At 70.2% G+C, this 25,001-nt stretch carries 23 protein-coding genes; 14 read left to right on the top strand and 9 right to left on the bottom strand.

Translation table 11 applies throughout. The features are described from left to right. Positions 1 to 658 precede the first annotated feature (658 nt). Positions 659 to 1,831 carry a polysaccharide pyruvyl transferase family protein gene (locus ABZ215_RS14400; RefSeq protein WP_354949828.1) on the top strand — a complete coding sequence of 391 codons (1,173 nt, stop codon included), beginning with the start codon at positions 659 to 661 and terminating at the stop codon, positions 1,829 to 1,831. On the opposite strand, the gene ABZ215_RS14395 is transcribed toward ABZ215_RS14400, so the two are convergent. Next, complete coding sequence (locus tag ABZ215_RS14395) at positions 1,786 to 3,291, bottom strand: amidase family protein (RefSeq protein WP_354949827.1); 1,506 nt, start codon at positions 3,289 to 3,291, stop codon at positions 1,786 to 1,788. The two genes, ABZ215_RS14400 and ABZ215_RS14395, sit on opposite strands and share 46 nt — an antisense overlap. A gap of 154 nt (positions 3,292 to 3,445) precedes the next feature. Between ABZ215_RS14395 and asnB the strand changes: the two genes are divergently transcribed. Beyond that, positions 3,446 to 5,287, top strand: a complete 1,842-nt coding sequence (asnB, locus tag ABZ215_RS14390) for an asparagine synthase (glutamine-hydrolyzing) (protein ID WP_354949826.1) — start codon at positions 3,446 to 3,448, stop codon at positions 5,285 to 5,287. A 460-nt stretch (positions 5,288 to 5,747) separates the two neighbouring features. Here the strand turns inward: asnB and ABZ215_RS14385 are convergent, their stop codons facing one another. Continuing rightward, a complete protein-coding gene (locus ABZ215_RS14385; protein WP_354949825.1) occupies positions 5,748 to 7,115 on the bottom strand; it encodes a lysine 2,3-aminomutase in 1,368 nt (455 codons plus the stop codon). A 98-nt stretch (positions 7,116 to 7,213) separates the two neighbouring features. On the opposite strand from ABZ215_RS14385, the gene ABZ215_RS14380 reads away from it, so the two are divergent. The 4 genes from ABZ215_RS14380 (at position 7,214) to ABZ215_RS14365 (ending at position 12,293) form a co-directional block, all read left to right on the top strand. Next, on the top strand, positions 7,214 to 8,824 hold the full coding sequence (locus ABZ215_RS14380) for an amidohydrolase (protein ID WP_354949824.1): 1,611 nt from the start codon (positions 7,214 to 7,216) through the stop codon (positions 8,822 to 8,824). A gap of 22 nt (positions 8,825 to 8,846) precedes the next feature. Beyond that, the gene (gene lnt, locus ABZ215_RS14375) at positions 8,847 to 10,421 is read left to right on the top strand and encodes an apolipoprotein N-acyltransferase (protein ID WP_354949831.1); all 1,575 of its coding nucleotides are present in this window, start codon (positions 8,847 to 8,849) and stop codon (positions 10,419 to 10,421) included. Positions 10,422 to 10,448: 27 nt separating this feature from the next. Continuing rightward, complete coding sequence (locus ABZ215_RS14370; RefSeq protein WP_354949823.1) at positions 10,449 to 11,216, top strand: polyprenol monophosphomannose synthase; 768 nt, start codon at positions 10,449 to 10,451, stop codon at positions 11,214 to 11,216. A 312-nt stretch (positions 11,217 to 11,528) separates the two neighbouring features. Further along, positions 11,529 to 12,293: a PRC and DUF2382 domain-containing protein gene (locus tag ABZ215_RS14365; protein ID WP_020417865.1), complete on the top strand. Its 765-nt coding sequence runs from the start codon at positions 11,529 to 11,531 to the stop codon at positions 12,291 to 12,293. 79 nt (positions 12,294 to 12,372) lie between these two features. On the opposite strand, the gene ABZ215_RS14360 is transcribed toward ABZ215_RS14365, so the two are convergent. Next, on the bottom strand, positions 12,373 to 12,720 hold the full coding sequence (locus ABZ215_RS14360; RefSeq protein WP_017982421.1) for an RNA polymerase-binding protein RbpA: 348 nt from the start codon (positions 12,718 to 12,720) through the stop codon (positions 12,373 to 12,375). Positions 12,721 to 12,948: 228 nt separating this feature from the next. Beyond that, positions 12,949 to 13,704, bottom strand: a complete 756-nt coding sequence (locus ABZ215_RS14355; RefSeq protein WP_020417866.1) for a thymidine kinase — start codon at positions 13,702 to 13,704, stop codon at positions 12,949 to 12,951. A gap of 239 nt (positions 13,705 to 13,943) precedes the next feature. Between ABZ215_RS14355 and ABZ215_RS14350 the strand changes: the two genes are divergently transcribed. Further along, the gene (locus ABZ215_RS14350; protein WP_020417867.1) at positions 13,944 to 14,615 is read left to right on the top strand and encodes a transglycosylase family protein; all 672 of its coding nucleotides are present in this window, start codon (positions 13,944 to 13,946) and stop codon (positions 14,613 to 14,615) included. Here the strand turns inward: ABZ215_RS14350 and ABZ215_RS14345 are convergent. Next, positions 14,612 to 15,397: a glycerophosphodiester phosphodiesterase gene (locus ABZ215_RS14345; protein WP_020417869.1), complete on the bottom strand. Its 786-nt coding sequence runs from the start codon at positions 15,395 to 15,397 to the stop codon at positions 14,612 to 14,614. The two genes, ABZ215_RS14350 and ABZ215_RS14345, sit on opposite strands and share 4 nt — an antisense overlap. 87 nt (positions 15,398 to 15,484) lie before the next feature. Between ABZ215_RS14345 and ABZ215_RS14340 the strand changes: the two genes are divergently transcribed. The 4 genes from ABZ215_RS14340 to ABZ215_RS14325 all read left to right on the top strand — a co-directional run bounded on the left by ABZ215_RS14340 (position 15,485) and on the right by ABZ215_RS14325 (position 19,233). Then, positions 15,485 to 15,844, top strand: a complete 360-nt coding sequence (locus ABZ215_RS14340; protein ID WP_354949830.1) for a hypothetical protein — start codon at positions 15,485 to 15,487, stop codon at positions 15,842 to 15,844. 78 nt (positions 15,845 to 15,922) lie between these two features. Continuing rightward, entirely contained in the window at positions 15,923 to 16,366 is a 444-nt protein-coding gene (locus ABZ215_RS14335; protein WP_237334907.1) for a helix-turn-helix transcriptional regulator, read from the top strand. A gap of 10 nt (positions 16,367 to 16,376) precedes the next feature. Next, entirely contained in the window at positions 16,377 to 16,784 is a 408-nt protein-coding gene (locus ABZ215_RS14330; RefSeq protein WP_017982415.1) for a VOC family protein, read from the top strand. 61 nt (positions 16,785 to 16,845) lie between these two features. Then, positions 16,846 to 19,233 (top strand): excinuclease ABC subunit UvrA, encoded by a 2,388-nt coding sequence (locus tag ABZ215_RS14325; RefSeq protein WP_354949822.1) that lies wholly within the window; start codon positions 16,846 to 16,848, stop codon positions 19,231 to 19,233. A 168-nt stretch (positions 19,234 to 19,401) separates the two neighbouring features. Here ABZ215_RS14325 and ABZ215_RS14320 read toward each other — a convergent pair whose 3' ends face one another. Further along, positions 19,402 to 20,151, bottom strand: a complete 750-nt coding sequence (locus ABZ215_RS14320; RefSeq protein ID WP_354949821.1) for an SDR family oxidoreductase — start codon at positions 20,149 to 20,151, stop codon at positions 19,402 to 19,404. Between the two features lie 108 nt (positions 20,152 to 20,259). Between ABZ215_RS14320 and ABZ215_RS14315 the strand changes: the two genes are divergently transcribed. Both ABZ215_RS14315 and ABZ215_RS14310 read left to right on the top strand, forming a co-directional pair. Beyond that, positions 20,260 to 20,754, top strand: coding sequence for a MarR family transcriptional regulator (locus ABZ215_RS14315; RefSeq protein WP_354949820.1), 495 nt, complete (start codon positions 20,260 to 20,262; stop codon positions 20,752 to 20,754). Positions 20,755 to 20,925: 171 nt separating this feature from the next. Next, complete coding sequence (locus ABZ215_RS14310) at positions 20,926 to 22,335, top strand: FAD-dependent monooxygenase (RefSeq protein WP_354949819.1); 1,410 nt, start codon at positions 20,926 to 20,928, stop codon at positions 22,333 to 22,335. Here the strand turns inward: ABZ215_RS14310 and ABZ215_RS14305 are convergent. From ABZ215_RS14305 to ABZ215_RS14295, 3 genes are all read right to left on the bottom strand, one after another. Continuing rightward, entirely contained in the window at positions 22,325 to 22,738 is a 414-nt protein-coding gene (locus tag ABZ215_RS14305; protein WP_354949818.1) for an SMI1/KNR4 family protein, read from the bottom strand. The two genes, ABZ215_RS14310 and ABZ215_RS14305, sit on opposite strands and share 11 nt — an antisense overlap. 19 nt (positions 22,739 to 22,757) lie before the next feature. Beyond that, positions 22,758 to 22,925, bottom strand: coding sequence for a hypothetical protein (locus ABZ215_RS14300; RefSeq protein ID WP_354949817.1), 168 nt, complete (start codon positions 22,923 to 22,925; stop codon positions 22,758 to 22,760). Positions 22,926 to 23,387: 462 nt separating this feature from the next. Next, positions 23,388 to 23,951: a helix-turn-helix domain-containing protein gene (locus ABZ215_RS14295; protein WP_354949816.1), complete on the bottom strand. Its 564-nt coding sequence runs from the start codon at positions 23,949 to 23,951 to the stop codon at positions 23,388 to 23,390. An 84-nt stretch (positions 23,952 to 24,035) separates the two neighbouring features. Between ABZ215_RS14295 and ABZ215_RS14290 the strand changes: the two genes are divergently transcribed. After that, positions 24,036 to 24,941 (top strand): aldo/keto reductase, encoded by a 906-nt coding sequence (locus ABZ215_RS14290; protein ID WP_354949815.1) that lies wholly within the window; start codon positions 24,036 to 24,038, stop codon positions 24,939 to 24,941. The last annotated feature ends 60 nt before the right edge of the window (positions 24,942 to 25,001 follow it).

Genomic DNA, 25,001 nt, shown 5'->3' with positions numbered 1-25,001 from the left:
GGGCTGGTAGTGGATGCGTCGCAACACCCACTCCGCCCGGAGGCCCTCCCCACAATCAACCCAACACGCCGTCCACAACCTCACGAGTCACGACATCTAGGAGTTGCTCAATAGCGCTCGCTGGCGCTTCCGCGAAGGCGCCAGGAGACGACCAGGCATCCCACGGCGACCGAAACCGGTCCGGCAGTACTGCCGGCCGCTATCACGAGGCAGCCCGCCGCGGCGACGGCGAGGCCGCCCGGGCATCTCGCGAACCGTCCGAATCCGGTGGGTGACGTAGAAGGTGAGTTGTGTGGCAATGATGCTCGCAAGCGGCTGGGGCGCTGTTGTCGGTGCTGGTGGCACGAGAAGGCACGATCCCGTTGTGCGTCCGCCACGACCGCATCCACGGCGGTAGGGTCGTCGCGGAGCGCACGGACAACCACTGGGCACACCCTCGACCCCGCTCGAGACAACGGAGACCCGGGTGGAGCTCATCGGGGAGCAACAGTGATGGACCCGGGCGCAGTGGTCGGGCCAACCTGCGGGACCGTCCTGGATGGCTCTGGTGGATTCCGCCTCCGGCGCTCGAATGCCTCGCCGGCGGTTCACTACCAACGTGATGAGTGGAGCACATCCTGTCCCCGCGACTAGCACGAAGCGACGGCTCTACTACCTCGTGGCGGCCGCAGGCTGGCCGAACTTCGGCGACGAGCTGATCGCCACCGGGTGGCTACGTTATCTCACGGAGGCAGCTCCGGACGCCGACGTGTGGGTGGATACCCACTGCCCCGGGTCGGCGGCAGTGCTGTTGTCCGCCGAGCATCCTCGGGTGCACTTCACCGACACGTTGTGGCGGCTGTGCCGGGACGCCCCCTCGGACGAACCGTGGGAGGTCGCAGCTTGGGTGCGCGATGTCGTGCAGTCACCTTCTCGAGCGACGCGTTACTCTCACGGGCTCGAACTGCTGTCCCGCGCTGACCTGGTGCACCTGATCGGCGGCGGCTACATCAACACGATGTGGTCGCGGCAGGTCGGTCTGCTCGCGGGCGTCGTCGCCGCCGCGGGTAGGTCGGGGGCGCGGACGGCCATGACCGGTCAGGGCATCGCCCCGGTGTCCCCGCACTGCGAACCGCTCGTCCAGGCGTTCGCCGACCGATTCGACGTCGTCGACGTCCGGGACGCGGTGTCGGCGCGGATCCTGAACGTCGAACCCGGCGTCGACGACGCCTTCCTGACGCTCGGGCCACAGCTGTTCCGGATCGGGCCGGCGCCCGAGTTCATGGTCTGTCTGCAATCCGACCTCGTGGAGGCTGGCACGTCACGGCTCGCTGCCATAGCTCTCGCCACCTTGAAGCATTGGAAGGTGCCGCAGGAGCGGCTCGGTTTCGCCGAGGCCATCCCCGGTCAAGACGGCCAGGTCTATGAACTCCTCCGCCACGAGTTCCCTGCGGCACGCTTCTTCCCGTTCGACGAGGTCTGGGCCGCGGGGCTTCCCGCGTTCCCGTCCCAGGTATGGCTCACCAGTCGTTTTCACGTGCACTTGCTCGCCGCAGCAGCCGGAGCCCGCGGTGTGGCGATCTCGGTGCACCCGGACTACTACTCGGTCAAGCACCGGTCGCTGGCCGCGCTCGGCTCCGGCTGGACGGTGCACGACGATCTGGGTGGCGTACCGGACCTTCCTGAAACCGCCGGATTCGATCCGCGCGTCGTGGAACGGTACCGGGCCGCGAAGCGCGACCTGGCCAGGTCGCTTTACGGACGTGGTTCTCCCGCGGCTTCCCCGGGAGGACCAGCAGCCCCGGTTCAACCGTCTCCGAACTCGAACTCCGCCGCGAAGGCAGCTCGGTAAACCGTGCGCTCGTCGAAACGCCTGCCGATGATCTGCAGTCCTGTTGGCAGGTCATCGCCGACCAGGCCGGAGGGAATGGAGATCGCCGGGTGTCCTGTGAGGTTGACGGCCGCGTTCCACATGCCGTCTGGCGCGTCTTCGCGCTGGACGCGCTCGCGCCTCTTCACCGCGTCCAGCAGCGGGGGGCCGGTCGGTGTGGTCGGCGTGATCAGCAGGTCGACCTGTCCGAGAACGTCGTCGACCTGACGGCGGAGCTGCAGACGCAGGTTCTGTGCCTGGCCGAACGGGATGCCGTCGTAGCGTGACCGGATGTGCTCGAACGCCAGGGGGAGTGTGCGGCCGAGCCAGGGCGCGCAGCGCTCACCGCTCAGGTACTGCGGCGCCAAGCTCGCCAGGAGGTGGAGATCCACTCGCCCCAGGTGCCCGTGCCCCTGGCCATGGGAGCCCGCCATGGTGCTGACGCCGGCTGTCAGCACCCCCCACCAGATCCTCGGCGCGAGTCGCCAGAGGGGAAGCGACACCGGTACCACGTCCGCACCGAGCCTGATGAGCGTCCGCCGTGCGGAGTGGAACGCCTTGAGCACCTCTGGACTGCATCCCGCTGCGACGATGGATTCCTCGACGACACCGATCCGGAGCCCCCGCATGTTCAGATCCGCCGCGCCCAGGTAGTCGTCGGGGGCCGGCTCGGCGCGGACCCATTGCGGATCGCGCCAGTCGGCACCGGCGATAACTTCGAGGATCGCCGCGTTGTCCTTCACCGAAGTGGTGATGGGACCTAGGTGGTCGAGGGTGTGGTCCCAATACATCAGGCCGTACGTGGGAACGAGACCGTGCGTCGGCTTCATGCCGACCACTCCGCAGTAGGAGGCTGGGTTGCGGATGCTGCCGCCCTGATCGGCACCGAGCGCGGCGTCGACGATCCCGGCGGCCACCGCGGCAGCCGAGCCGGATGAGGACCCGCCAGCCCAGAACCGCGGATCACGCGGATTGCGGGTCCACCCGAATCCCTCGTCCCCGAGGTTGATGTTCGTCTTCGCCACGATGCTCGCGCCGGCGTGAAGCAGGCGCTCGACCGCGACAGCGTCTTCCGCGGGCACGAAGGGTGTACTCGAGGGCTTCCCCTCGGTCATGGGGACGCCGGCCACGGCGATGTTGTCCTTGACACCGATCCGCATCGTGGACAACGGGCCGCTGTCGGCACCCGGCACGCGGCAAAAGCGGATGACGGCGTGGAACGGGTCCTCGTGCGAGGTCGGCGCCCGTCCCGCGTCTCGCTGGGAGCGGCCGAGGGCGTGCGGCGGCTCCGGACTGTGGTCGAGGCGTTCGAAACCCGCGAGCTCGAAGAACTCCACGACCTCGGCGTGCAGCTGGTCGAGTTCCGGGCCCTGAACTCGCCAGCCGCGACCGTGCGCGTACTCCGCAAGCTGTTCCCGGGTAGGGGGCTCGAGGTGACTCACCGGTTCATGGCCTCCTCCACGTCGCGACCGCTCTTTGTTCAGTTTACTAGGCGAAACGATCGTTTCGCAACGTGTTCCGGTTAAACAAAGCACCTCTACCGCTGAGCCCGTTGCCTCGCAGTATCGGAAGCCACAGCTTCGCGGAAGGAGCGACATGTGTGGCATCGCGGGATGGGTCTCGTACGAACGTGATCTGACCGAGGAGCGGGACGCCGTCGCGGCAATGACGTCGACCATGAGCTGCCGGGGGCCGGATGCCTCGGGAACGTGGATCAGGCGCGAGGTCGCTTTCGGGCACCGGCGGTTAGCAGTGATCGATCTTCCTGGCGGGGCGCAGCCCATGACCGTCGAGACCGGAGCGGGCACGGTGAGCCTGGTTTACAGCGGGGAGGTGTACAACTTCCGCGAACTCCGGTCGCTCCTCGCGAGCCTGGGGCACCGGTTCAGCACGAGCAGTGATACCGAGGTCGTGCTGCACGCTTACCTCGAATGGGGTGAGGCGGTTGCCGAGCGCCTCAACGGCATGTTCGCGTTCGCAATCTGGGATGAGCGCAACTCGGTGCTCTTTTTGGTCCGCGACCGGATGGGCGTAAAGCCCCTCTACTATTCACCGACTCGGTGTGGTGTGCTTTTCGGTTCCGAACCGAAGGCGATCCTGGCCAACCCTCTCGTTCCTCCGGTGGTCGATGGCGACGGCATCCGGGCCTTGTTCTCGTCGTTCGTCAAGATGCCGGGGTCCTCGTTCTGGCAGAACGTGTTCGAAGTCGAGCCGGGTACCGTACTGCGGGCCGACCGGACGGGGCTCAGGACCCGGCGTTTTTGGCGCCTGGAGTCGAGACCGCACGTCGATGACGAACCGACGACTCTGAAGGTCGTCCGAGAACTGCTCGACGACATAGTGGAGCGGCAGCGGTTCGCCGATGTCCCGCACTGCGTGCTGCTGTCCGGAGGTCTCGATTCGACGGCGATCACCAGTATCGCCGCCGGCCAATCCAGGGGTGAAGGGCGGGAACTGAGGACGTACTCGGTGGACTTCGTCGGTCATTCCGAAAACTTCCGGCAGGCGTTGATGCAGGTCGATCGTGACGCGCCCTACGTCCGCGACGTTGTGGACCTCGTCCGTTCCGACCACGAGGACATCGTCATCGATGCCCGGGAGCTGGCTGATCCGGCGATCCGCCGTGCCGTGCTCGCCGCACGGGACACGCCCGGGCTGGGAGAGATGGACGCCTCCCTTTACCTGCTGTGCCGCGCGATTCGACGGCAGTCGACGGTCGCGTTGTCCGGCGAATCAGCGGACGAGATCTTCGGTGGATATCCGTTCTTCCATCAGGAAGATCTGTCGGAGACCTTCTTGGATCCGAGACGGTTCGCGAATTTCAGTGTGGCCAGTTGCCGGGCACCGTGGCTCCGCCCTGAACTGTTGCAGTCTTTGGCTGTGTTGGACCACCTGGCGGACGCATATTCGTCCGTGGCGAGTACGGTTCAGCACCTTCCTAACGACAGCCGGGAAGACGCGCGCGCGCGTGTGATCACCACCGTTCTCATCAATGGTTTCCTGCGAACGTTGCTGGAACGGAAAGACCGCATATCGATGGCTGTCGGCTTGGAAGTGCGGGTGCCCTACTGCGACCACCGGCTCGTCGAGTACGCCTACAACATCCCCTGGCGCATGAAGACCCACGACGGCAGGGAAAAAAGCGTCCTCCGGAATGCTGTTCGCGATCTGCTCCCACAGTCGGTTGCCGACCGGCAGAAGAGCGGGTTCCCGGCGAGCAACGACCCGGTGTACCTCGCCGCTCTCCAGTGTCAGGCCAAGGATGTGCTGTCAAAGGACGATCATCCGGTCTTTGAGCTCATGGATGAGCGCTGGCTCGCGGACCTCGTTCAGCTCGATCCGACGCAAGCGCCTTACCGTGCGATTCCTGACCTGAACAACGCGCTCGATTTCTACCACTGGTTCGAGATCTACAAGCCGACGGTGATTCTCGATTGAGACTCAACCAGGCGCCGGCGTGCCGGTGGTCAGGTGGGTCAGGGCATGCAGCGTGCAACAGGCGATCCACGGTGCATTCGCACAGGTGGTCCGTGGCGCCGCCCACGCGGACGGCGGGACGTGGGGATTTCGCTGTCGCTGAGTCCAGGCGCAGCGCACGCAGGCGGGGGCGGCGGGGGAGCGGCAGTCGAACGGTGGTCGGTGGGTGCCTGGATCTCGTGCAGAATCAGGTCCACATCGCCGTCGGCGCCCCCCGCGGCCGGGTGCGGGAGCAGGTCCTGCACGCCGCGTTCGTCGCCTTCCTGCTGCTCACGATCGCGGACTGCGTGCTGCGCCGTGGCTTTCTCGACCGCGGCGCCGGTTCCGATCGGCTGGGCCTGCTCGCCCGCACGGCACGCCATCGCCTACGTGGCGCTGCTGGTGGCCGTGACGATCGCGGTGATCGTCACGGCCTGATCGCTCAGCCGCGCGCCGACCACCAGGCGCGGCCCTGTTCGGGCAGCGTGGAGATCGGGTCGTAGAACGGGTAGCGGCGGCGCAGCGCCTCGGGGTCGTCGTGTTCGATTCCGGTGCGGTAGTTCTTCGTCCAGTAGGAGATGCCGCGCTCCCGGTCGTACTCGGCGACCTGGTGCACCCACCGCTTCCCGACGTAGGGCACGTCGCAGACGATGCGGGGCGTCGCGTAGCCCGGGAGGTAGCCCATGATCGCGTGCTGCAGCTCCTGCGCTTCCCACACCGCCAGCCGCCAGTGCTCGGCGTTGGGGATCATGTCGCACAGGTAGAAGTAGTACGGCAGGATGTTCGCCTCGCCCTGCAGCGCGAAGCACAGGTCCAGCAGCGCCGCCGGGGTCGCGTTCACCCCGCGCATCAGCACCCCCTGGTTGCGCACGTCCCGCACCCCGACCTCCAGCGCGGTCCGCGCCGCCTCGGCCACCAGCGGCGTCACCGACTGGACGTGGTTGACGTGCGTGTGGATCGCCAGGTTCACCCCGCGCCGCCGCGCCGTGCCCGCCACCCGCTCCAGCCCCTCGACGATCTTGGGCTGCAGCCAGTGCTGCGGCAGCCCGGCCAGCGCCTTGGTCGCCAGCCGGATGTCGCGCACCGTCTCGATGTCCAGCAACCGCATCAGGAACGACTCCAGCTGGTGCCACGGCACGTTCGCCACGTCCCCGCCGGAGACCACCACGTCCCGCACGCCCGGCGTGCGGCGCAGGTAGCCGATCATCGCGTCCTGGCGGTCCACCGGTTTGAGGTCCAGCTTGTGCTTGACCACCTGCTCGGTCGAGTTGCCCACCAGGTCCATCCGGGTGCAGTGGCCGCAGTACTGGGGGCAGGTGGACAGCAGTTCGGCCAGCACCTTGGTGGGGTAGCGGTGGGTCAGGCCCTCCACCACCCACATCTCCGCCTCGTGCAGCGAGTCGCGCGCCGAGTGCGGGTGGCTGGGCCACTCCGGGTCGCGGTCGCTGCGCACCGGCAGCATGTAGCGGCGGATGGGGTCGGCGTAGAACGCCTCGGTCGAGTCCACCGACATCGTGTTCAGCATCTGCGGCGGCACCAGCATCGACATCGTCGCCAGCTCACGCTGGTCGGCGGCCAGATCCTCGTAGAACCGCTCCTCGACCAGATCCCCGAGCGCCGCGCGCAGCTGCTTGACGTTGCGCACGCAGTGCACGCGCTGCCACTGCGCGTCCCGCCACTGCGCCTCGGTCACCTCCCGCCACCCGGGGAACCGGCGCCAGTCCGGTTCGGCCAGCTCGGTGCGGCGGTAGGCGTAGGGCTGCTCGGCGACATCGGTGTCGGCGGGGGAGACTTCCTGGATCGCAGTCATCTCTGCTCCTCGTCGGCGCTGCGGCGTCAAAACTTCCGGTGAAAGTGACAATACGACGTAAAAGCTTTCGTCGCGACCCATCGTGCACACTCGACACCGTGACCGACGACAGCACCACGCTCCTGCTGGGCGGGCGGATCCATTCGCCCAGCAACCCCGACGCCACCGCGATGGCGGTCAAGGACGGCACCATCGTCTGGATCGGCCAGGACGGCCCCGGCCGCGCACTGCACCCGGACGCCCGCGTCGAAGACCTCGACGGCGCGTTCGTCGCCCCCGGCTTCGTCGACGCCCACGTGCACGCCACCGCCACCGGCCTCCACCTCGCCGGAGCCGACCTCGGCGGGATCACCGACGCCGCCGGCCTGCTCGCCGCGATCCGCGCCGCCGCCCGCCCCGGCGAGGTCCTCGTCGCCCACGGCTGGGACGAGACCACCTGGACCGCCGACCGGCTGCCCAGCCGCGCCGAGATCGACGAGGCCGCCGCCGGGGTCCCCGTCTACCTCAGCCGCGTCGACGTCCACTCCGCCCTGGTGTCCACCGCGCTGGTCGAACTCGCCCCCGCCGCCCGCGACGCCGCCGGCTGGTCCCCGGACGGGCCGCTGACCCGCGACGCGCACCACCACGTCCGCGCCGCCGTGCGCGCCGCGCTCACCCGCGAGCAGCGCCGCCGCGCCCAGGAGGCCTTCCTCCGCCTGGCCGCCGCGCGCGGCATCGTCAGCGTCCACGAGTGCGCCGGGCCCGACATCTCCGGCGAGGACGACCTCGCCGACCTCCTCGCACTCGCCGCCGAACCCGGCCACCCGGAGGTCGTCGCCTACTGGGGCGAACTCGACGCCGTCGACACCGCCCGCCGCCTCGGCGCGCGTGGCCTGGCCGGCGACCTGTTCGCCGACGGCGCGCTGGGCTCCCGCACCGCCGCCCTGCACGAGCCCTACCTCGACGCACCCGGCTCCACCGGCGCCCGCTACCTCGACGCCGACACCATCGCCGCGCACCTGGTCGCCTGCACCGAAGCCGGACTGCAGGCCGGGTTCCACGTCATCGGCGACGCCGCCGTGGCCGAAGTCGTGCGCGGCTTCCAGCTCGCCGAGAAGACCGTCGGGCAGCGCGCCCTGGCCGGTGGCCGCCACCGCCTGGAGCACCTCGAAATGATCGACGCCGAGCAGGCCAAAGCACTGGCCGGCTGGGGCGTCACCGGCTCCATGCAGCCCCAGTTCGACGCACTGTGGGGCGGGCCCGCGGGCATGTACGCCCAGCGGCTGGGCGCCGAGCGCGCCGCGGCCATGAACCCGTTCGCGATGCTCGCCGCCGAAGGGGTCCTGCTCGCGTTCGGCTCCGACTGCCCGGTCACCCCGCTGCAGCCCTGGGACAGCGTCCGCGCGGCCGTCCACCACCGCACGCCCGGCTCCGGCCTGTCCGCCCGCGCCGCCTTCACCGCCCACACCCGGGGCGGCCACCGCGCCGCGGGCGTCAACGACGGCCTCACCGGCAGCCTGGTGCCCGGCGCGCCCGCGCACTACGCCATCTGGGACGCCGCCGACCTCGTCGTCGCCGCGCCGGACTCCCGGGTCCAGCGCTGGTCCACCGACCCGCGCTCGCGCGTCCCCGCACTGCCGCCGCTCGACCCGGACGCGCCGCTGCCGACCTGCCTGCGCACGGTCCGGGGCGGTGAGGTGCTCTACGACGCGTTCACCTCGGCGGCCTAGAGTTCATCGCGTGGCAGCACCAGTGGCCGAGTCCGCCGAGCCGTCGGCACCCACCCGGAAGAAGCGGCAGTGGCGGCCCTGGCTGCTGCGCCTCGCGCTCGCCGCGGCGTCCGGGGTCGTGTTCTACCTCGCCTTCGCGCCCCGCGACCTGTGGTGGCTCGCGCCGCTCGGTTTCGCCGGTCTCGGCTTGGCGCTGCGCGGGCGGCGGTTCTGGGGCGGCCTCGGCTACGGCTTCGCGTTCGGGCTCGGCCTGTACCTGCCGCTGCTGTTCTGGCTGCAGGACTTCCTCGGCCGCGGCTTCGGGCCCGCCCCGTGGGTCGCGTTGTCCGCCGCCCTGGCCGCCTACCTCGGGCTCGCCGCCGCCCTCTGCACCCTCGTCGCCCGCCTGCCCGGCGCGCCGGTGTGGATGGCGGCGGTGATCATCGCCAGCGAGACCCCGCGCAGCTGGTGGCCCTTCGGCGGGTTCCCGTGGGGCCGGGTCGCGTTCAGCCAGCCCGAAGGCGCGTTCACCCCGCTCGCCTCGATCGGCGGCGCGCCGCTGACCGGGTTCGCCGTCGTGCTCACCGGGTTCGCGCTGGCCGCGCTGCTCGCGCACGCCGCCCGCCGCGACTGGCGCGCGCTCCGCCTGCCCGTGATCGCCACGGTCGTCCCGGTGATCGCCGGGCTCGCGCTGTGGCCCACGATCGGCACCGCCGCCCAGGCCGGCAGCCGCACGGTGGCCACGGTGCAGGGCAACGCGCCCGACGTCGGCCTCGACCTGATCAACGAATCGGCCACCCTGCGCGCCAACCACCTCGCCCAGAGCGAGGTCCTGGCCGCCCGGATCCGCTCCGGCGCCGTGCCCACGCCGGACCTCATCGTGTGGCCGGAGACCGCCACCGACCTCACCACCACCGACCCCGTGCTCGACCAGGTGGTGCGCGACCTCGGCATCCCCACCCTGATCGGCGCCCGTTACCGCGAGCCCGGGCAGCGGACCCAGAACACCGAGTTCGTGTGGGACCCGGCCACCGGCCGCGGCGAGAGCTACAGCAAGCAGGAGCTGGTGCCCTTCGCCGAGTTCGTCCCCGCCCGCTCCATCGCCCGCTGGTTCACGCCCTTCGTCGACGACACCGGCGACATGCAGGCCGGATCCACCCCCGCGGTGCTCGACATCGCCGGCACCCGCGTCGCCGTGCCCATCTGCTACGAGATCGCCTACGACTACGTCTCCCGCGACGCGGTCGACGACGGCGCCCAGCTGATCGTGCTGCCCACCAACAACGCCTGGTACGGGCACAGCGAAATGACCTACCAGCAGCTGGCGATGGCGCGGCTGCGGGCCGTCGAACACGGCCGCGCGGTCGTCGTGTCGGCCACCAGCGGGGTCAGCGCACTGGTCGAACCGGACGGCGCCGTGACCCAGTCGACCAGCCAGTTCACCGCCGCGTCCCTGGTCGGGGACGTGCCGCTGCGCACACAGGCTACGCTGTCGGATCGACTCGGGGCGTCCACGGAGTACGGGCTGGTCGGGGCGGCGCTCGCCGCCATCCTGGCCGGGCTCGTGCTGCGCGTCCGCACCCGGGCGGCGAGCACGACGGCGACCAGGGCGGAGTGAGGTTCTCCGCGGGGGAGGAACAAGGGGATGGCGCACGCGCCACGGGCGGCCCGACCGATCGATCCGGTGCTGGTGGTGATCCCGACCTACAACGAGCGGGACAACCTGCCACTCATCCTGGACCGGCTGCACCGGGCGCTGCCCGAGGTGCACGCCCTGGTGGTCGACGACGGCAGCCCCGATGGCACCGGGGAGCTCGCGGACAAGATCGCCGCCGGCGACGACCGCGTCCACGTGCTGCACCGCACCGAGAAGGCCGGACTCGGCGCCGCCTACGTGGCCGGGTTCCGGTGGGGCCTGGAACGCGACTACCGCACCATCGTCGAGATGGACGCCGACGGCTCGCACGCGCCCGAGGACCTGCCCCGGATGCTCGAGGCCCTCGCCGACACCGACCTGGTGCTCGGCTCCCGCTACGCGCCCGGCGGCAGCCTGGTGAACTGGCCCAAGCACCGCGAACTGCTCTCCCGCGCGGCCAACCTGTACTCGCGGCTCGCGCTCGGCGTGCGGATCAAGGACGTGACCGCCGGGTTCCGCGCCTACCGGCGTGAGGTGCTGGAGAAGCTCCCGCTGGACGAGATCGCCTCGCGCGGCTACTGCTTCCAGATCGACCTCGCCTGGCGCACCGTCCGCACCGGCTTCGACGTGGTCGAGGTGCCGATCACCTTCACCGAGCGGGAGATCGGCCAGTCGAAGATGAGCAGCGCCATCATCCGCGAGGCCCTGCTGCGCGTGGGCCTGTGGGGCGCCCGCTACCGGGCCGAGCAGGTGCGGTCGCTGCTGCGCCGCCGCTGATTCCGCGGCCCCGATTCGTGCCGGAACCGCGCACTACTGTCCGTGTGCCGTCGCCCGGATGGCCCCGGGCCGACGGGCGGCGGCAGGGGCATTTTCTACTGTCGGTCGTCGAATTCGGCACGCAGTCTGCGCCATTGCGGTGACATCCGGGCTGGTCCGATAACCGATCACTGCCGAGGGTAACTGAGGTCGAGCCGCGCAGGGCCTGCGCGGCGGCACCGAAGGACCCGACTGAGCAGAACGCCGTCCTCGTCGGCGTCGGGTTCCCCCTCATCCGCCGGCCCTCCGCCGGCCTCCAGTGAAGGAACCACCATGACCGAAATCGGCACGCGTTATTTCGCGGACTGGGCGGGCCACACCCTCTACCACACCAGCGGGGAGAAGATCGGCCGCGTCGAGGAGCTGTGGACCGACGACGAGCAGGGCCACCCCACCTGGCTGACGGTGCGCACCGGCATGTTCGGCACCCACGACTCCCTGGTGCCCGTCCAGGGGGTGCGCCCACGCGACGACGGCGACCTGGAGACGGCCTACCCCAAGGACCTGATCAAGGACGCGCCGCGGGTCGAGCCCGACCCGACCGCCCAGGGCCGCCACATCGACGAGAGCGAGGAGCAGCGGCTCTACCGCCACTACCAGGTGCCCGGGCAAGCCGGCGGCCACGAGGAGACCACCGGCCGGGACATCTCCGGCCCGACCACCGACGACGCCATGACGCGCTCGGAGGAGCGGCTGCGGGTCGGCACCGAGCAGCGTGAACGCGGCCGCGCCCGGCTGCGGAAGTACGTGGTCACCGAGACCGAGCAGGTCCAGGTCCCGGTCACCCGGGAGGAAGTGCGCGTCGAGCGGGAGCCGATCACCGACGCCAACCGCGGCCAGGCCATGGACGGGCCCGCCATCTCGGAGGAGGAACACGAGGTCGTGCTCCGCGAAGAGCGGCCGGTGGTGGACACCGAAGCGGTGCCGGTCGAACGGGTGCGGCTGGCCAAGGACCAGGTTCAGGACACCGAGACCGTGGCCGGCGAGGTCCGCAAGGAGCACATCGAGGCCGACACCGAGCGGGGCCGCGGCGCCTGAGCGGCGACCTGAAGACAGGCGAAGGCCCCCGTGGCGGGAGGACACGGGGGCCTTCGGTGTGGTGGGAGAGGCAGAAGCGCTACGCCGACTTGGACGTACGCCGTCCCTTCAGCTCAGCGAGACGCTCGTTCAGCAGTTCCTCGAGCTCGGGAATGCTCCGCCGCTCGAGCAGCATGTCCCAGTGCGTGCGCGGCGGCTTGACCTTCTTCTGCTCGGGCTGCGCGCCATCGACGATCTCGGACTCGCTGCCGTGCAGGCGGCACTCCCACACCGAGGGGATCTCGGCGTCGTCGGAGAAGGGCACCTCGAACTCGTGGTTCTTCGGACACGCGTAACGCACCGTACGGCGCGGGGCCAGATCGTGATTGCGGTCGGTCTCGTAGCTGACCGCTCCCAGCCGGCTTCCACGGAGAACACGGTCGGCCATGATGACGTCCTTTCAGTCGGCTCCGGGTCTAGAGCCAGGGTGATGCTCACCCTATGCAACGGCTACTGGCAACTGGGAATTCCCACAGCACCATGTCGTTACTCACGATGAGCTGAATCACCCCTCGGCAACAGCTTCCTCTGTTGAGAGTCGATTCGGTGCACGACGTGACGCGGATGTGTGGGTCTTCTTGGCATATTCCCCCGTGCGGGGGAGCGGCTGATCCGTTCAGGTCAGCCGCAGCTGACCGTGTTGCGGCGAAGCAGGCCCCAGGTCCCCGAGGCGGAAGTGGCGGCGGCATAGTACTTGATAACGCAAGGTAGCCACTTCCGTCTCCCAGTGTGGTGAACTTGCGTTTTCAACTACCCCCGGTGCGGTGTCGGCGACCACCACGGTGTCCCCCTCCCGGAGGACCTCCCCGTCAGCCACCCGTGCGTTGAACCGCCCCGGCGCGCCGCACCAGCACAGCACCTCCACCTGCACCGGCTGCAGGTCGTCGGCCAGTTCGAACAGCCGCTGGGCGCCGGGGAACAGGCGGCTGCGGAAGTCGGTGGCGATCCCGAAGCAGTACACGTCCAGGGACACCTCGTCGGCCAGTTCGGCCAGCTGCTCGACCTGCGCCGCGGACAGGAACTGCGCCTCGTCCACGATCAGGTAGTCCAGGGGACGCCCGGCGACCCACTCGCGGCGGACCAGCTGCCGCAGGTCGGTGTCGGCGCCCACCTCGGTCGCCTCGCGGGTGATCCCGATCCGGCTGCTGATCCGCGGCTCGCCCGACCGGTCGTGCCGCACCAGCAGCATCCCGCGCCTGCCCTGCCGGGCGTGGTTGTGGTTGATCTGCAGCGCGAGCGTGGACTTGCCGCAGTCCATCGGGCCGTAGCAGAACCGCAGCCTGCCCCGCGCCGGCGTGCCGGACCCGTTGCGCGAGGGCAGCGGGGACAGGGCGTCGGTCGGGTCCGGATCGGTGTCGCCAAGGGTGGTCACGACCGACGACCCTATCCAGCCCCGCCGTGGGCTCCCTTGATCGGGTGAAAACAGCGGAGTGCCCGGGTCCGGCTGCCGATGACAGGGGAGCAGGGATCAAGGGGAGGGTTTTTGTCCGGTTTCCGGGGTGTTCGCAGGCCGGCGCGCGTGTCGGTGGTGCTCTGCCAACCGTCGGCGGTGGTGCTGCTGGGGCTGGTGTGACAGTTGAGGTTCCTGGTGCGCGAACTTACGGTGACCGCATGAGAAAGCCCCGGTGGAGACCCTCGGCCCGCGCGAGCGTCCGCCTCGTCCTCGCCGCGCTGCTGGCCCTGGGGGTCCAGCTGGTCGCCGTCCCGTCCGCGTCGGCCGACCCCAGCGCGGCGACCTGGCTGAAGCTGCGCATGTGCGAGTCCAGCAACCGCTACACCGTCAACACCGGCAACGGCTACTACGGCGCCTACCAGTTCGACCTGCCCACCTGGCGCAGCGTCGGCGGCAAGGGCCGCCCGGACCTCGCCACCCCCGTCGAGCAGGACTACCGCGCGCTCTACCTCTACCGCATGCGCGGCTGGCAGCCCTGGGAGTGCGCCGGCATGCTCGGGCTGCGCAACGACAAGGACGCCCGCAGCAAGCGCGTCCCCACCTACGCCGAGAGCGCCTACATCGGCGGCGGCCCCGTCCCGGCCCCGGTCGCCGGCGCCAAGCCCGCCTGGCCCGGCGTCGTCTACGCCTACGGCGACTGCGCCGAGGCCCTCAAGACCTTCCAGCTGCGGATGAACGCCTTCGGCTACGGCTTCACCGGCACCGGCTGCTACTACGACAAGACCCGCGACGCGGTGCTGGACCTGCAGCGCGCCAACGGCATCACCGACTCCGGCCGCCTCGGGCCGAAGACGTGGACCGCGGCGTGGGAGGGCAAACCGCCCCGCTAGGCGACGGGCGGCCAGGCGCCGCGCTCGGTGAGGACCTCGCGCAGCACGTCCGGGCGGTCCGTGACGATGCCGTGCACCCCGAGGCCGAGCAGCCGCTCCATGTGCGCCCGCTCGTTGATCGTCCACGCGTGCACCTCGAGGCCGGCCCGCTCGGCGCTGCGCACGAACCCGCGGTCGATCACCGTCATCGCGCCCTGCCGGGACGGCACCTGCGCCATCTCGCCCCGGCACAGGAAGCCCAGCCGCGCCCACGGCAGCCACCCGCTGGCCCACAGCACCGCCGCCGACCGCGGGCCCATGGACGTGATCAGCTTCGGCCCGGCCAGCTTGCGGATCGCGGCCAGCCGGTTGTCGGAGAACGCCGCCGCCGCGACCCGGTCGATCGCGCCCATCCGCTCGACCGTCTTCACGAACGGCACGATCGCGCGGTCGCTCTTGATGTCGATGTTGAACCGCGTCTGCGGCAGCTCCTCCAGCACGTCCTCCAGCCGCGACAGAGGCACCCGGCCGCCGACCTTGGCGCGGGAGACCGCGGACCAGGTCTGCTTCGCGATCGGGCCGTGGGCGTCGGTGGTCCGGTCCAGCAGCGCGTCGTGGTGCACCACGACCACGCCGTCGGCCGTGGCGTGCACGTCGGTCTCGACGTAGGCGTAGCCCTCGGCGACCGCGCGCTGGAAGGCGGGCAGCGAGTTCTCCAGCCCGTCGAGCTCGTCCAGGTGCCACCCGCGGTGGGCGAACGCGCGGGGGAGGGTGCCGCTCAGGTACGGGTGGTTGATCTGCACCCGACCAGTGTGGGGCATCGGCGTGGCCGAGGCATGAGGTCCGCGTGGCCGGTTAGGGTCTGCTGCGTGAGCGGACAGGTGGACCAGATCGAAGCGTCACGTGACGTTTCCGCGCGCCGGCGGCGGCCCGGCGCCGTCCTGCACTGCGGCTGGTGCGGCCGGCCGATCGAGCAGGGGAGCACCGGCCGCCGCCGCCGGTACTGCGGCCAGTCCTGCCGCCAGCGCGCCTACGAACGCCGGGTCGCCGTCCAGCGCAGCGGCCTGCCCGAGGACGCCGTGGTGCTGTCCGACACCGAGCTGACCGCGCTGCAGGACCGCCTCTTCCAGCTGCGCTGCGCCGCCGAAGACGTCGTCACGGCCGCCGACGACGGCGCCGACCCCGCTGAGTTGCGCCGCATGGCCCTCGAACTCGCCGAAACGGCCCGCGACCTCGAACGGCTGCGCTGACCGACCGGCAGGCGCCACGGCGTCCCGGGTTCGGCGAACCGGGCTCCGCGGCGCCGCCCGTTGTGGCACGATTTCGCAGTGACCAGGAGTTCCACCGAGGCTCAGCGCCTGCGCGACCTCGCGATGCTGCGCCGCGTCAAGGACCGGATCGACCGCGAGTACGCGCAGCCGCTCGACGTCGAGGCGCTCGCCCGCGGGGTGAACGTCTCCGCCGGGCACCTCAGCCGCGAGTTCAAGCGCGCCTACGGCGAATCGCCCTACTCCTACCTCATGACCCGCCGCATCGAACGCGCGATGGCGCTGCTGCGCCGCGGCGACATGAGCGTCACCGAGGTCTGCTTCGCCGTCGGCAGCTCGTCCCTGGGCACGTTCAGCACCCGCTTCACCGAGCTGGTCGGCATGCCGCCCAGCGCCTACCGCGCCGAGGCCGCGGAGGCGACCGTGGGCATGCCGCCGTGCGTCGCGAAACAGGTCACCAGACCGATCAGGAATCGAGAAGCGCCGCCCGCGGCCCGCAAATAGCCTGACGGCCATGGACATCAGCATTCACGCCACCTACCTCCCGCACAACGACCGGGACGCCGCCATCGCCTTCTACCGCGACGTCCTCGGCTTCGAGGTCCGCAACGACGTCGGCTACAACGGCATGCACTGGATCACCGTCGGCCCGCCCGGGCAGGACGTCTCCATCGTGCTGTACCCGCCGGAGGCGACCCCCGGCATCACCGACAGTGAGCGCGCCGCCATCACCGAGATGATGGCCAAGGGCACCTTCGCCAGCATCAACCTGGCCACCAAGGACCTCGACGGCGTCTTCGAGCGCCTGCAGGCCCGCGACGCCGAGGTCGTCCAGGAACCGGTCGACCAGCCCTACGGCGTGCGCGACTGCGCCTTCCGCGACCCGGCGGGCAACATGGTCCGCCTCCAGCAGCTCGCCTGACACCCCTCCGTGGTGGCGGCCACCCGGCCGCCACCACCCACCGCACACCACGGGAGACCCGATGACCAAGGCCACCAGGAAGAACACGCAGGGGCCTGCCACCCACGCCGCCGACAGCCACGACCGCATCCGGGTCCACGGCGCGCGGGAGAACAACCTCAAGGACGTCAGCGTCGAGCTGCCCAAGCGCAGGCTGACCGTGTTCACCGGCGTGTCCGGCTCGGGCAAGAGCTCACTGGTGTTCGGCACGATCGCCGCGGAGTCGCAGCGGCTCATCAACGAGACCTACAGCGCCTTCGTGCAGGGCTTCATGCCGACGCTGTCCAGACCCGAGGTCGACGTCCTCGACGGCCTCACCACCGCGATCATCGTCGACCAGGAGCGGATGGGCGCCAACCCGCGCTCCACCGTGGGCACCGCCACCGACGCCAACGCGATGCTGCGCATCCTGTTCAGCCGCCTCGGCAAGCCGCACATCGGCTCACCCCAGGCGTTCTCCTTCAACGTCGCCTCCATCAGCGGCGCGGGCGCGGTCACCGTGGAACGCGGCGGGCGCACGGTCAAGGAACGCCGCAGCTTCAACATCACCGGCGGCATGTGCCTGCGCTGCGAAGGCATGGGCCGGGTCTCCGAGATCGACCTGACCCAGCTCTACGACGAGAACAAGTCGCTCAACGAGGGCGCGGTCACCATCCCTGGCTACAGCATGGACGGCTGGTACGGCCGCATCTTCCGCGGCTGCGGGTTCTTCGACCCGGACAAGCCGATCAAGAAGTTCACCAAGAAGCAGCTCGACGACCTGCTCTACAAGGAACCGACCAAGATCAAGGTCGACGGCATCAACCTGACCTACTCGGGCCTGGTCCCGACCATCCAGAAGTCGATGCTCTCCAAGGACAAGGAGGCGATGCAGCCGCACATCCGCGCCTTCGTGGAACGCGCGGTCACCTTCGCCACCTGCCCCGACTGCGAGGGCACCCGCCTGTCCGCCGAGGCCCGGTCGTCGAAGATCGCGGGCAAGAGCATCGCCGACGTGTGCGCCATGCAGATCAGCGACCTCGCCGAGTGGGTCAAGGGCCTCGACGAGCCGTCGGTGGCGCCGCTGCTGGAATCCCTGCGCCACACGCTGGACTCGTTCGTCGAGATCGGACTCGGCTACCTCAGCCTCGACCGCCCCGCGGGCACGCTCTCCGGCGGCGAGGCGCAGCGCACCAAGATGATCCGCCACCTCGGCTCCTCGCTCACCGACGTCACCTACGTCTTCGACGAGCCCACGATCGGGCTGCACCCGCACGACATCCAGCGCATGAACAACCTGCTGCTGCAGCTGCGCGACAAGGGCAACACCGTGCTGGTCGTCGAGCACAAGCCCGAGGCCATCGCCATCGCCGACCACGTCGTCGACCTCGGCCCGCGCGCCGGCACCGAGGGCGGGGAAGTGGTGTACGAGGGCACCGTCGAGGGGCTGCGGGCCAGCGGCACGCTCACCGGACGTCACCTGGACGACCGGGCGACGCTGAAGCCGTCGGTGCGCGAGCCCTCGGGGAAGCTGGAGGTCCGCGGCGCGAACACCCATAACCTGCGTGACGTCGACGTGGACATCCCGCTCGGCGTGCTGGTCGTCGTCACCGGCGTCGCGGGCTCGGGCAAGAGCTCGCTCATCCACGGCTCGGTGTCCGGCCGCGACGGCGTCGTCACCGTCGACCAGGGAGCGATCAAGGGATCGCGGCGCAGCAACCCCGCCACCTACACCGGGCTGCTCGAGCCGATCCGCAAGGCGTTCGCCAAGGCCAACGGCGTCAAGCCCGCCCTGTTCAGCGCGAACTCCGAGGGCGCCTGCCCGACCTGCAACGGCGCCGGCGTGATCTACACCGACCTCGCGATGATGGCCGGCGTGGCCACCACCTGCGAGGAGTGCGAGGGCAAGCGGTTCCAGGCCGAGGTGCTGGAGTACAAGCTCGGCGGGCGCGACATCAGCGAGGTGCTCGCGATGCCGGTGGCCGAGGCGCTGGAGTTCTTCGGCGACGGCGAGGCGAAGGTGCCCGCCGCCCACAAGATCCTCACCCACCTGGCCGACGTCGGCCTCGGGTACCTGACGCTGGGGCAGCCGCTGACCACGCTGTCCGGCGGCGAGCGCCAGCGGCTCAAGCTGGCCACGCACATGGGGGAGAAGGGCGGCGTGCTGGTCCTCGACGAGCCGACCACCGGCCTGCACCTGGCCGACGTCGAGCAGCTGCTGGCCCTGCTGGACCGGCTCGTCGACTCCGGCAAGTCGGTCATCGTGATCGAGCACCACCAGGCGGTGATGGCCCACGCGGACTGGATCATCGACCTGGGGCCCGGCGCGGGCCACGACGGCGGGCAGATCGTGTTCGAGGGCACCCCGGCCGAGCTGGTCGCGAAGAAGTCCACCCTCACCGGCGAGCACCTCGCCGAGTACGTGGCCTGATCGCCTCCCCGGGCATCCGGGTTCGCGCCGGATGCCCGGGTGGTCACGCGAGCGCGGCCCGGCAGGCGAGGCCGATGAACGGCGCCGGGAAGTCCCTTCCGGGGCCACCCTCGATCGCACCGGGCGACTCGATGCTCCAGACCCCGACGTGTCCCGGTTCCGCCGCGCTCACACCTGGTTCGCGCCGCCGTCGACGAACATCTCGATGCCCGTGACGAAGCTGCTCTGGCCGGAGGCGAGGAACACCCCGACGTCGGCGACCTCCTCGGGCCGCCCCATCCGTCCCAGCGGGACGGTGCCGGCGAGCGTCCGCTTCAGCTCCACCGCTTCCTCGTCGCCCGCCGCCAGCCCGGTGATGCCCGGGGTGTCGATCGGGCCAGGGCTGATCGTGTTCACCCGGATCCCGCGGCCCTTGAGCTCGTTGGCCCAGGTCCGCGCGAACGAGCGGATCGCGGCCTTGGAGGCGCCGTAGACGCCGAACGCCTCGGTGCCCACGGTCGCGGCCGTCGACCCGGTGAGGATGACCGACGCGCCGTCGTTCAGCAGGGGGAGTGCCTTTTGGACGGTGAAGAGCGTGCCACGCACGTTGGTGCCGAAGGTTTCGTCGAAGTGCTGCTCGGTCACCTGGTCCAGGGTGGCGAACGAGCCGCCGCCCGCGTTGGCCCACAGCACGTCGATGCGCAGGCCCTGCTCGCCGATCGTGGCGTAGAGCCGGTCGAGGTCGGCGAGGTCGGAGCTGTCCACGCGCACGGCGGTGACCTCGCCGTCGATCGTGGCGGACGCCTCCTTGAGCGCGTCTTCGCGGCGGCCGGTGATGAACAGCCGGGCGCCTTCAGCGGCGAAGCGCCGCGCGGCGGCGAGGCCGATGCCGCTGGTGGCGCCGGTGATGACCGCCGTTTTACCGGTGAGAACCGTCATTTCCTCATTCCTGTCCGAAGGGGGCGGGCAGCGCGCCGTCGCGGCGACCGGTACGGGAAAATCGCCTGGCAACGCCGCCGTTCGCCCACGATCGACAGGTTACGAGACATGTCACCTAAACGCAACGAGCCCGACTGGCTCACCCCGGAGCAGCAGCGCGCCTGGCTCGCCTACATCCGCGTCCAGCTGCGGCTTCGCTACGAGATGAACCGCCAGTTGCAGGCCGACAGTGACATCTCTCTCGCCGACTACGACGTGCTGACCGCGCTGAGCGTCGCACCCGAAGGCCGCCTGCAGATGACGGCGCTGGCGAACCACATCGGCTGGGAACGCACCCGCACCTCCCACCACGCCCGCCGCATGGAGAGCCGCGGGCTGCTCCGGCTGCGACAGTCCACCGTGGACCGCCGCGCGATCGAGGTGAGCCTGAGCGACGAGGGACGCGCCCTGCTCGCGGACGCCGCGCCCGGCCACGTGAAGCTGGTGAAGGACCTGTTCTTCGCCGGACTGTCCGAGGACCTGCTGCCGTCGCTGACCGAAGCGATGGAGGGCGTGTACGCGACGCTGCTGGCGCGCGGCACCCTGCCACCGCCGCCGCTGTGATCATGGGAAAAGGACTGGACGGGGTGGGGCGCGGACCAGTAACTTGCCGTCGACGCCGACCGAGGAGGTGGGACCCGTGACTGCAGTACCGCGGTGGGTGCTTCCCTTCCTACGCGATTGACGTAGGTGTCGCCGGGAGCGCCCTCAGGACACTCCCGAAAGGCAACACCTGTGACCCCTCCGCCCTTCGACGTGATCATCGCCGGGTGCGGGCCGGCCGGCGCGATGCTGGCCGCCGAACTGCGGCTGCATGACGTGCGAGTGCTCGTCCTGGAACAGGAAACCGAGCCGGCCTCGTTCGTCCGGATCGTCGGTCTGCACATCCGCAGCATCGAGCTGATGGCCATGCGCGGTCTGCTGGAGCGCGTCCTCGAACACGGACGACGGCGCCCGGCCGGTGGCTTCTTCGCCGCCATCCCCAAACCACCGCCCGCTCTGGATTCCGCGCACGCGTACCTGGTGGGCATCCCGCAGCCGGTCATCGTCCGGCTGCTCGAAGAACACGCACTCGGATTGGGCGCGCAGGTGCGGCACGGATGCGCGGTGACCGGTTTCGAACAGGACGACGACGGCGTCACGGTCGAACTGGCCGATGAGGTATTGCGTTGCCGCTATCTCGTCGGCTGCGACGGCGCGCGCAGCACGGTGCGCAAAGTGCTGGGCGTCGGTTTCCCCGGCGAGCCGTCGCGCACCGAGACGCTGATGGGGGAGATGGAGGTGGATGCACCGCCGGAGGAGCTCGCCGCCGCGCCGGACGGGATCCGGCTGCGGCCGTTCGGCGGCGGGATCTACAGCGTCATCGTTCCCGCCGGGGAAGTCGGCGACCGCGCGCAACCACCGACTCTCGACGATTTCAAACGACAGCTGCGGAGGATTTCCGGAACCGATTTCGGTGTGCATTCTCCGCGCTGGTTGTCCCGTTTCGGCGACGCCACGCGGCTGGCCGAGCGGTATCGCGACGGGCGGGTGCTGCTCGCCGGCGATGCGGCGCACATCCACCCGCCCATCGGGGGACAGGGCCTCAACCTGGGTGTGCAGGACGCGGTCAACCTCGGCTGGAAGCTGGCCGCGCAGGTGCACGGCTGGGCCCCGGCGACGCTGCTGGACACCTACGAGGCCGAACGCCGTCCGGTTGCCGCGGAGGTGCTGGACAACACGCGCGCCCAGACGGAGCTGATGTCGGCGGAGCCGGGTGCGCGGGCCGTGCGCAGGCTGGTGGCCGAGCTGATGGACTTCGACGAGGTGAACCGCCACCTGATCGAGAAGATCACCGGAATCGGCATCCGGTACGACTTCGGGCTGGGCCCCGACCTGGTCGGCCGCCGACTGCGGGACATCGACCTGGCGCAGGGCAGTCTGTATGGTCGGCTGCGTCGCGGCCGCGGCCTGGTGCTGGACCGCACCGGCCGTCTGAGCACCGGCGCGTGGTGGGACCGGGTCGACCTGCTGACCGACCCAACGGCCGCCCTGGACGCCCCAGGTGTCCTGCTACGGCCCGACGGCCACGTCGCCTGGGCCGGCGACGATCAGCACGGTCTGGACGAGCAGCTGTCCCGCTGGTTCGGCGAGGCTAGGTGGTGATGGTGCCGGTCATCCAACCTTGGAGGAAGTCCAACACGGTCTGCGCCACCCACATGCGGCTGTCGTCCTCGTGGTCCCAGGCGTAGACCTCGTTCCCGACGCTGAGCGACACGCCGAATTGGTCGCCATTGCCGGCGTCGGAGAAGAAGACGAGCCCCTCGAAGGGCATGTAGAGCCCCTGCACATCAGGGCTGGTCCGGAAGTACACGTTCTCGGCGCTGATCCGCTGGGTGTTCCACAGGAGGGGAGACTCCATCTCGTCCACGATTCCGTTCGTCTCGGCGAGCAGGCGCCGGAGTTCGTCGGGGATGGCGTGTCCCAGCGTCGCCTCGCACGCCTGAAGTTCAGCTTCCGTCGCCGGCGGTCTGAACGTCGCGGGACCCCACTGCTGGATCTCTTCCATGTGGCCCACGTGGCTCCTGTCAGCGTTGGCCGCGGGGCGGCATGAGCAGGCGCGCGTAGATCAGCCCGAGAAGGCCGAGTCCGCTCAAGGGGGCGCCCAATGGATCGATGAGCCCCGAGAACACGAGGACCACCCCGGCGGCTATCGCGACCACACTGAGAACCGCGACGGTCGTGCGTGGTGTCATGGGCGCTCCTGAGCCGGGAATTCGATCTTGTGTCGCTCCCGCCAGGCGCTTCGTTACGCCTGACCGGCCCCGGAAGCACTCCACCGTCGTGCGCCGATAATGCACATTATGTCAAGTAATCGGCGAGAGGGGCGCTCCATGCAGCAGGGGCAGCCGGGACGCGCCTGCTGTGCCCCTGCCCCGAGGTGTCAGCTGCGCGAGCGGATCGCGCTCACCCACGGGCCGATGTTGCTGTAGCCGCTGCTGCCGAGCGGATTCCGTCGTTCCACGCGCCGACGTTGGTAATGATCCGACAGCGAAGTCTCCCGGAAGCGGGACGAGATCACCGGGAAACCCGCTGGTATCACCGAGACCGAGCAACCCGCCACTCCCCTGCGTCGGTCCCTGCACTCACCGGAGAACGTCCGCGAAACAGGGCACCGCCGGACCGGGACGTTGAACCACCGCCCGGCCGGCGCCGGTTCACCGCGGCCGCAGCGCGTCCACGACCAGGTCGAACAGCCGAGCCACCTGCCCCTTCGGGCTGTCGGACGTCGTCGCGAGCAGTGTTCCGAGGAGCAGCGTGGTGACGTCCCCGGCGCGGACGTCGTCGCGGAACTCCCCGGTGCGCGTCCCCGCGTCCAGGATCGCGCCGATCGCTCCGGTGATGCGCTCCCGCGTGGCCGGCGTCGCGATCGCTCCCGAGGCCCATCCGGCGCGCAGCGTGTCGAGCATCCCGCGCTTGGTCGCGACGAACGCCGCGTAGCGCTCCATCCACGCCCGCAGCGCCGCTTCCGGCGGCCGCTCGCGCAACAGTTGCTCGGCGCTGGCCGTCACGTCGTCGAGCTCGGCGGCGTAAACGGCTTCGACCAGCGCCTCACGCGTCGGGAAATGGCGGTAGAGCGTGCCGATCCCGACACCGGCCTCGCGGGCGATCGCCTCCAGCGACACGGCGCCCTCGGCGGCCGCGAACACCTCGCGCGCCACGGCGAGGAGTTTCTCACGGTTGCGCCGGGCATCGGCGCGACCCGGGCGGGGAGAACTCAAAACGGAGGCACCTCCGGTTGTGCTACGGTGAATCTAACGGAGGCTCCTCCGTTTCTTCCATCATCGCACGAGGACAGGACTTCCATGACTTCCACTCGTCCCGGCGGCACCGGCCCGCTCGCCGGCCGCACCGTTTCCCGTGTCGGATTCGGCGCCATGCAGCTCGAACGCCTGCGCGATGACCGCGATGCCGCCCTCGCCCTCCTGCGCCGCGCGGTCGAACTCGGCATCGACCACGTCGACACCGCCCAGTTCTACGGCAACGGCTTCGTCAACGAGGTCATCCGCGAGGCGCTGCGGCCCGAGGACGGCGTCCTGGTCGCCAGCAAGGTCGGCGCCGACCCCAACCCCGGCGGCGCCATCCCGCTGCGGTCCGCGCAACGCCCCGAGCAGCTGCGGGCGAGCGTCGAGGACAACCTGGTCAGCCTGGGCCTCGACCGGATCCCGCTGGTCAACCTGCGCCGCCTCGACACCGGCCCCGGGCTGCGACCCGAAGGCGACCAGGTGGTCGATCTCGACGACCAGCTCGCGGTGATGATCGCGCTGCGCGACGAGGGCAAGATCGGCGCGATCGGGCTCAGCGCCGTCATGCTCGACGGTCTGCGTCGCGCGCTCCCGGCCGGCATCGCGTGCGTGCAGAACTCCTACAGCCTCGTCGCGCGCGACAACGAGGACATGCTGCGGCTCTGCGTGGCCGAGGGCATCGCCTGGGTGCCGTTCTTCCCGCTCGGCGGCGCCTTCCCCGGCATGCCGAAGGTGACCGAGGAGCCCGCCGTGCTCGACGCGGCCAAGGCGCTGGACGTCACCCCCGCTCAGGTCGGTCTGGCCTGGCTGCTCCACCACGCCCCGAACACGCACCTCATCCCCGGCACCGCGAGCGTGAACCACCTGGAGGCCAACGTCGCCGCGGGCTCGCTCGTGCTCGACGACGCCACCCTCGCCACGCTGGACTCGGTCCCCGCGCGGGTTCAAGAAATCCCGCTCGGGTAGACGTCGAGACTCGGCGCTGGAGTCGATGGGCCTGTGCCCGGCGTACGCCCGCGACGGCAC

The sequence above is a fragment of the Amycolatopsis sp. NPDC006131 genome (assembly GCF_040614175.1).
Taxonomy (GTDB): Bacteria; Actinomycetota; Actinomycetes; order Mycobacteriales; family Pseudonocardiaceae; genus Amycolatopsis_E; species Amycolatopsis_E tucumanensis.
This window is presented reverse-complemented; position numbering and strand designations above follow the sequence as displayed.

What these genes read in the sequence shown, in the direction of transcription:
- asnB (WP_354949826.1), top strand. Translation starts at nt 3,446, where the DNA reads ATGTGTGGCATCGCGGGATGGGTCTCGTACGAACGTGATCTGACCGAG.
- ABZ215_RS14385 (WP_354949825.1), bottom strand. Translation starts at nt 7,115, where the DNA reads ATGACTGCGATCCAGGAAGTCTCCCCCGCCGACACCGATGTCGCCGAG.
- ABZ215_RS14370 (WP_354949823.1), top strand. Translation starts at nt 10,449, where the DNA reads ATGGCGCACGCGCCACGGGCGGCCCGACCGATCGATCCGGTGCTGGTG.
- ABZ215_RS14365 (WP_020417865.1), top strand. Translation starts at nt 11,529, where the DNA reads ATGACCGAAATCGGCACGCGTTATTTCGCGGACTGGGCGGGCCACACC.
- ABZ215_RS14360 (WP_017982421.1), bottom strand. Translation starts at nt 12,720, where the DNA reads ATGGCCGACCGTGTTCTCCGTGGAAGCCGGCTGGGAGCGGTCAGCTAC.
- ABZ215_RS14350 (WP_020417867.1), top strand. Translation starts at nt 13,944, where the DNA reads ATGAGAAAGCCCCGGTGGAGACCCTCGGCCCGCGCGAGCGTCCGCCTC.
- ABZ215_RS14330 (WP_017982415.1), top strand. Translation starts at nt 16,377, where the DNA reads ATGGACATCAGCATTCACGCCACCTACCTCCCGCACAACGACCGGGAC.
- ABZ215_RS14325 (WP_354949822.1), top strand. Translation starts at nt 16,846, where the DNA reads ATGACCAAGGCCACCAGGAAGAACACGCAGGGGCCTGCCACCCACGCC.
- ABZ215_RS14320 (WP_354949821.1), bottom strand. Translation starts at nt 20,151, where the DNA reads ATGACGGTTCTCACCGGTAAAACGGCGGTCATCACCGGCGCCACCAGC.
- ABZ215_RS14315 (WP_354949820.1), top strand. Translation starts at nt 20,260, where the DNA reads ATGTCACCTAAACGCAACGAGCCCGACTGGCTCACCCCGGAGCAGCAG.
- ABZ215_RS14305 (WP_354949818.1), bottom strand. Translation starts at nt 22,738, where the DNA reads ATGGAAGAGATCCAGCAGTGGGGTCCCGCGACGTTCAGACCGCCGGCG.
- ABZ215_RS14300 (WP_354949817.1), bottom strand. Translation starts at nt 22,925, where the DNA reads ATGACACCACGCACGACCGTCGCGGTTCTCAGTGTGGTCGCGATAGCC.
- ABZ215_RS14290 (WP_354949815.1), top strand. Translation starts at nt 24,036, where the DNA reads ATGACTTCCACTCGTCCCGGCGGCACCGGCCCGCTCGCCGGCCGCACC.